This window comes from Desulfoluna sp. (genome assembly GCF_030145185.1).
In the GTDB taxonomy this organism is placed as follows: domain Bacteria; phylum Desulfobacterota; class Desulfobacteria; order Desulfobacterales; family Desulfolunaceae; genus Desulfoluna.
Genome location: NZ_JAQYWB010000135.1, coordinates 1 through 6,861 on the forward strand (window position 1 = coordinate 1; position 6,861 = coordinate 6,861).

General features: G+C 51.5%; 4 protein-coding genes. 1 reads left to right on the forward strand and 3 read right to left on the reverse strand.

Annotated elements, in window-relative coordinates; genetic code table 11:
• Positions 1 to 262: hypothetical protein (locus Q1Q75_RS22205; protein ID WP_300675349.1), on the reverse strand; the 262-nt coding region annotated here is incomplete at its 3' end.
• Between the two features lie 365 nt (positions 263 to 627).
• Here Q1Q75_RS22205 and Q1Q75_RS22210 point away from each other — a divergent pair.
• Positions 628 to 2,520 carry a methyl-accepting chemotaxis protein gene (locus tag Q1Q75_RS22210; RefSeq protein WP_300675350.1) on the forward strand — a complete coding sequence of 631 codons (1,893 nt, stop codon included), beginning with the start codon at positions 628 to 630 and terminating at the stop codon, positions 2,518 to 2,520.
• Between the two features lie 455 nt (positions 2,521 to 2,975).
• On the opposite strand, the gene trpS is transcribed toward Q1Q75_RS22210, so the two are convergent.
• Both trpS and Q1Q75_RS22220 read right to left on the reverse strand, forming a co-directional pair.
• Complete coding sequence (trpS, locus tag Q1Q75_RS22215; RefSeq protein ID WP_300675351.1) at positions 2,976 to 3,977, reverse strand: tryptophan--tRNA ligase; 1,002 nt, start codon at positions 3,975 to 3,977, stop codon at positions 2,976 to 2,978.
• 531 nt (positions 3,978 to 4,508) lie between these two features.
• Positions 4,509 to 6,512: a beta-propeller fold lactonase family protein gene (locus Q1Q75_RS22220; RefSeq protein ID WP_300675352.1), complete on the reverse strand. Its 2,004-nt coding sequence runs from the start codon at positions 6,510 to 6,512 to the stop codon at positions 4,509 to 4,511.
• Positions 6,513 to 6,861 lie beyond the last annotated feature (349 nt).

Sequence of the window (6,861 nt, forward strand, 5' to 3'; positions counted from 1 at the left end):
CCCTGATAATAGGGCGACTCTTTGGTACCCCGCCTCCCCGGGAGGGGTCGATCCAACGGACTCTTTTAAGATCTCCGCATTCATCAGGCCTGGAGCGCCTGGTCCCAGGTTTCCCTGGTTTCCTGACGTCCCCCTTACTATTCTCCTGCGCGATAGTTTCATCCTTTCCCCATCGACGAGCCACCGGCATGCCCGCCGATGCCACAGCGCATCCGGCATGCATCACTGCATCACCCGCCATCTCCTTTTTTTTAATGGGCATTCCTCCATACAGGGTCTCCCGGCGATGCCATTCCGCATCCTCTTCAGCCCATGGATGGGAAAAAAGGCAATACCAGCCTTAAACACTCCGGCCCTTATCAGCCGATCAATCTGTTTTTAATGATGATACCAAAAGAGTTTACTCATACCTGAAAAAAGGCATCAAACTGGCACGTTCCGTGGAGTCATTTAAACCCAGTCATTTCGGCACCCGCTCAACGCACCAACAACCTTAAGGATTCATAAATGGTTATGAAAGGCAAATCAATCATGGGCAATATGACAATCAATAAAAAAATAAGTTTTGCGGTGATCCCTATCGTACTTGTGTGCCTGCTTCTTTTCGGGGGGATAACGTATGTATATATGAGTCATCTAATCACGGAGGACCTGTCAGACAACATTCTCAAAACCGTCTCAGAAAAATCAACGGTGGTGGATGTCTGGATTAAAACCCACCTGTTGGAGACCGAGTCCATCGCTCAGACCCCTCAGGCAAAAAATGTGAATGGCGGTTTTCATGAAATTGACACACTGAATCAGAACCGATATCTCTACTTAAAAAAAGCATATCCAAATGATTATTCAGATATTTACGCAGCAAACAGTAAAGGTGTCTATCATACCATCCAAGTCAATAAAAAAGACAACTCTCTCTTCAGCTTTGTTGGAAACGTCTCAGCCCGAGGGTATTTTCAATCACTGATGGCTGGAGGGCCTGCCCTGGTCACGCCCCCCCTGGTATCGAAGACAACAGGCAATCCCACGATTTTTATGGTGGCGCCGATTACCGATGAGACGGGATCTCCCCAGGGAATCGTGGGGGCAGGGATCCAGTTGAATTTTGTCTCTACCACCATTGAGGCGCTGGACCTGCAAGGCAAAAGCTACGGGGTCGTGCTGGCCCAGGACGGAACCCTCATCGTCCATCCGGATCCATCGCTCGTCATGAAACAAAAACTCAGTGAGATTGGCGGTGGAAGCCTTTCCGGGCTTGATGAGTACATGAAAAAAAGCAACGCCGGCATCTACAATTTTACGGACAACGGCGAGAACAAGATTGCATTTTTTTCAAAGGTGGCCACCACCGGGTGGACCATCGCAACGATCGTCGATGAAAAAGAGTTGCACGCGAAAATATATACCTTAAGAAATGTCTTGTTGGGATTGGGCTTCGCAACCCTTCTGCTGATCGGGACGGTGATCTTTCTCGTCTCCAACTCCATTGCCAAACCCGTGAAACAGGTCGTCGCCGGGCTCCGAGATATTGCCGAAGGAGAAGGCGACCTGACCATGCGCCTGCAGGTGGACAGCAAGGACGAAGTGGGTGAGATGGCAAGGTGGTTCAATGTGTTCATTGAAAAACTTCAAATAATGATCACCGACATTGCAGCCAACAGCAACAAGGTCGATCAATCTTCTGATAAATTAATCGTCATCTCCAGCCAGCTCTCCACCGGGGCAAACAATACAACAGGCCGGGCCAAGGCCCTCTCGGGTGCTTCAGAAGAGATGAACGAAAATCTCAACAACATCGTGGTGGCCATCGAACAAGCCTCCTCCAATACCTCCATGGTGGCATCCGCCGCAGAAGAGATGAGCGTAACCATCAATGAAATCGCCGAGAACACGGATACAGCACGGAGTATTTCTGATGAGGCCGTCGTGCAGTCCCGAAGCGCTTCCGAAAAAATGATCGAACTCAGGAGTGCCGCCCAGGAGATCGGGCAGGTCACCGAAACCATCTCCGAAATTTCCGAACAAACAAACCTGCTGGCTCTCAACGCCACCATTGAAGCGGCCCGAGCCGGAGACGCAGGCAAAGGGTTTGCCGTCGTCGCCCATGAGATCAAGGAGTTGGCCACCCAGACCGCCGAGGCCACCCTTGGGATAAAAAAACAAATTGAAAAAATCCAAGGAACGACGTCGGGTACCGCAGGCGAGATAGACCAGATCGCTCATATCATCCAAAGCGTCAATGAGATCGTGGCCACCATTAAAACCTCGGTTGACGAACAATCAACGGCCACGAAGGAAATAGCCAATAATATCTCTTTTGTCTCACAGGGGATGACAGAGGTTAATAAGAACGTAAACCAGAGCTCTTCCGTTTCCAGGGCGATCACAGAAGACATTGTTCAGATCAACGGAGAAGCCGGAGGCATTGCCGAGTCCAACACCCAGCTGGCCTCGCATGCAGAGCAGCTCCAGGAAATGGCCGCCCAGGTAAACAGCATTGTCGCGCAGTTTAAAGTGTAGACTCTTGATCTAAAAAATGGGGACAAAAATGGGGGACAGGCGACATGCGTCTGTTATGTTGAGAGGAAGGGGGCAGGCAATATGCGCATATTTGACAGGCGTGAAACGCCTGTCCCCTCACTTGTCCTGTCCCCTCACTTGTCATCGCTTGTTAGGCTGCTAAAAATAAATAATCATACATTGGCTCACCAGAATCCCTGCGGAAACCTGCTTTCAAGGTGGCTCACCTTGCCACCAGAGTTATTCCGGTTAAAGTCAACGGCTGAAATGAATTCCGTCCATCTACAGTTCATGCACTTGCAACGCACTGTGAGTCTCCTTGCACGTCAAGCGAATGCGGACGCATTTCAGCCCGGAATGACGACTCCCGATGCGCATTCGCAAACCCGTTTTCGAGGTGGCACACCTCGCCGCCGGAGGCATTGCTTTTGTACTTTTATATTTTTCTTGCAACCTTATCCGAGAACATCCAATCCAAAAGAGGCCTTCACCTCCCGGGCAACGGCCTCGGTTTCTAAGCGCGCTTTCTCAGTACCGCTACGAAGGATGGAGATAAGCCGGGCCTTATCGTCAATAACCTCCGCCCGACGCTGCCGGATGGGCGAAAGGGTCTCCTGAAGGCATTCCTCGAGGATTTTTTTCAATCGGCTGTCGGCAAGGCCCCCGTGGCGGTAGTCTCGTTTCAACTGCTGGATATAGGCCTCATCAGGATAGAAAGCATCCAGATAGGTAAACACGACATTGCCTTCCACCGTCCCGGGATCCTCGATGCGCACGTGATTCGGGTCTGTGTACATCATTTTGACGGCTTGCCTGATCTCCGCTTCGTCACTGCCCAAGGTAATGGTATTGCCTAACGATTTGGACATCTTCGCCTTGCCGTCCATTCCCGGAAGCCGGGGCACCTTGCTGAGCAAGGGTCGGCACTCAATCAGCACCGCTTTCCCTGCAACCTGATTGACCTTGCGCACCACCTCATTTGTCAGTTCAATCATGGGCAACTGATCCTCACCCACGGGAACCAGGGTGGCTCGAAACGCGGTAATATCCGCCGCCTGGCTGATGGGATACGAAAGGAAGCCTGCCGGGATGGACCGACCGAACTGCTTTCCGGCAATTTCCGTTTTAACCGTGGGATTTCTCTCAAGCCGGGAGACGGACACGAGGTTGGCGTAATACATGGTGAGCTCGGCCAAGGCGGGCAGCGACGATTGAAGACAGATCACGGTGCGCTCAGGGTCAATGCCCACGGCCAGGTAATCGGCCAGCACATTCAAGATATTATCGGCCACCTTGCGCGGGTTGTGACCGTTGTCCGTAAGGCCCTGCATATCGGCAATGAGAATGGTCTGGGAAGCGGTGTCCTGCAACGCAACACGCTGCATAAGGGAGCCCACATAGTGGCCAAGGTGAAGGGAACCGGTCGGGCGATCGCCCGTCAGGATTTTTTGATGCATCTGCTTTCTCCTCAAGTGCGTTTACATACCACCAAAGGAGACGAAGAGACCTTGTTCAGATTCACCCGTCGCCCTTCGGCGACAAATGAATACAATACAAATCCACGTGCCGCTCCGTCAGGAACGCCACCATGAAGTCCGCATACTCAATTTTTGTGTCAGTGTTTTCATTGGAAAAAGGATTTACCACTCTTCTCACAAAAGAACAACAGGATTGAAAAATGGAAAAATGGGGTAATAAAAAATGGAGCAAGGGGGGGGGACAGGCGACATGCACATAGTGTGTTCGAAAGAACAGGCCCCAAAGAGTCGCTACCCCATTTTGATTACAGCAATCTCCAATCATCCATAAATCCAGTCATAGCAGAGTTCCAAGGCGTGAGGACAAAACGCCTTGAAACCCATCCCCCGGGGCCGGAAACAGTTCAAAAGAGAGCCCTGCCCCCCCAGGAGGGGGCGATCCATCGAACTCTTTTGAGGTCGCTTTATTCAACATGCGTGGAGTGCCTGTCCCCTGGTTTGTTTACATGACTATCTGATGCTGCGGATGCAATTATTCGAATTATCAACGACAAACAGCCGACGGTTGGTCATGTCTACGACAAGTCCCGCAGGGGATCCAAACAGGGCCGCAGCCACGGGGCCATCAGTGGCACCGCGGATTCCGACAGAACCGGAGAGGGTGGTGACTTCGCCGCTGGCGATCACAATCTTGCGCAGGGTACGATTCTCGGAGTCGGCTACATAGAGGTTTGTACCGTCACTGGCAACAGCTGAAGGGCCATCGAACCGTGCATCGGCGCCTGTGCCGTCGTCCGAGCCATCGTCTCCGGAACTTCCGGCCAGGGTACGAATCTCTCCGGTGGCAGGATTCATCCTGAGGATGGTATGATTATCTGTTGCCACATAGAGAATCTTGCCCACAAGTGTGAGCTCGCTTAGGTGGTCATGGCCATCTAAAACAGCCGGGTTTCCCGTTTCATCGTTAAGGGTTGTAACCTTACCAGTGGCGATCTCAATCTTGCGAATGGATAAAGCAGATTCCGTCAGGTAGAGGAATGTGCCGTCGTTGGTCAACCGCTGGGGAGAGCAAAAACGCGCATCATGTCCCGTGCCGTCGGTTACTCCTACTTCTCCGGCCTCACCGGCCAGGGTGGTGACCTGGCCGGTGGCGATTGCAATCTGGCGTACTGTGTGGTTGTCACTGTCGGCTACGTAAAGTGAATCCCCGGCCAGGGTCATGCCCATGGGCTCGCGAAATCTGGCCGCAGATTTGACACTGTCGGTTGTGCCTTTTTCTCCGGCCTTACCGGCCAGGGTGGTGACTTGGCCGGTAGCGATTGCAATCTGGCGCACGGTGTGGTTTTGGGTGTCGGCGACATAGAGGTTTGTACCGTCGCTGGCAATGGATTCTGGGCCGTTAAAACGAGCATCGACACCCGTAGCATCGGTTGAACCTGATTCAGCGGGCATCCCGGACAGGGTGGTTACGTCCTGTGTGGGAATATCGATTGCGCGGATGGCGTGATTTTCCCGGTCGCAGACATAAAGTGTGTCTCCATCTGTATCGATACTGAGATCCCTAGGGCCATTAAAACGAGCCTCATCACCATTGGCGTCGACATATCCAGATGTATTTTCGGCCCCCGCCAGGATGGTGGGGTTGTCAGTCGTCAGATCTACGGTATAGATCAGCGGTTCCACAGCGGAACTCACAAAGAGTTTTTTGACTGCGCCAGCACCTGAGTAGACAATGCGACCTGGAGAATGAATGGTACACAGCGTGGAAATGGTATTGCTGGCGAGATCAATTTTTTTGATATCATCAGACGAATAATCGGCGACAAAGAGATTTGTACCGTCGGTGGTCAGACCCGTCGGGAATGTTAATGCGCCTCCCGTCAGGGGCAGGGTCGAGACTGTTTTGCTGTTGATCTCAATCTTACGGATGGAACAAGTTCTTTTTTCAACCACATAAATAAATCCGTCGATGACAGCCATGTCATAGGGCTCACTAAAACGGGCCTCAGTCCCGATGCCATCAGCCGACCCAGAAGAGTAGGTGCCGGCCAGGGTGGTTACCTCGGCCGTGGCGATATCAATCTGGCGAATGATGTTATTCCTATTACATGTAAAGAGGCTGGTTCCATCGGTGGCCATGGCCTCCATCATGAAAGAGGCCTCTGTGCCGGTACCGTCCGTTGAGCCACCGGTTCCAAATGTGCCGGCAAAGGTGCTGACCGTCTTGGCCGCCAGATCAATCTTCCGGATAATACAATTGCTACCATAGACATACAAGTCCGTACCCACGAGGACTGAGCTGCTGGGATGATAAAAACTGGCTGTGGACAGATCGCCATTGGCGGAGCCCTGGCCACCCTGGGAGCCGGCCAGGTGATCCACTGTGGTCAGTTCGAGCGGTATGGATGCGCTGCCGCCGGGAGAAACCGTCCCGTAATGGTGGTCATCTAAACAGCCAGTCAGAACCAAAAAGAAAAATAGCGAAACAAACAGTTTGATCGATCTTATTGACATGAATCCTCCAGTTGTCGGTGTATGACTGAGCTAAAAAAATAATTCTGACCGGTATACTTGAATCAATGTTTATAATTGATAAAAAAGGAAAGAAAGGAAAAAAGAAAAAAACTTTGGGTGAAAATTATAGTAAAGTTTAAGAGAATAGACACAATCCTCAAAAGATCAAGGAGATAGATGAAATAACTCTGATATTCAATCTCATAGCCCGGATATTTCACGAGTTGGGTGCGCTCATATGCAAGGCATCAGAGCTGAAGATGTAGTGGTTTACCTCAAGGCTCTGATAACGCGGCAGATGAGTGCACCCGGCTCGCCCGAAGGGTGAGAAAATCAAACAGAATACCGT

Excerpts from the sequence above, each read along its gene's own strand:
- trpS (WP_300675351.1), bottom strand. The coding sequence starts at position 3,977 with ATGCATCAAAAAATCCTGACGGGCGATCGCCCGACCGGTTCCCTTCAC.
- Q1Q75_RS22220 (WP_300675352.1), bottom strand. The coding sequence starts at position 6,512 with ATGTCAATAAGATCGATCAAACTGTTTGTTTCGCTATTTTTCTTTTTG.
- Q1Q75_RS22210 (WP_300675350.1), top strand. The coding sequence starts at position 628 with ATGAGTCATCTAATCACGGAGGACCTGTCAGACAACATTCTCAAAACC.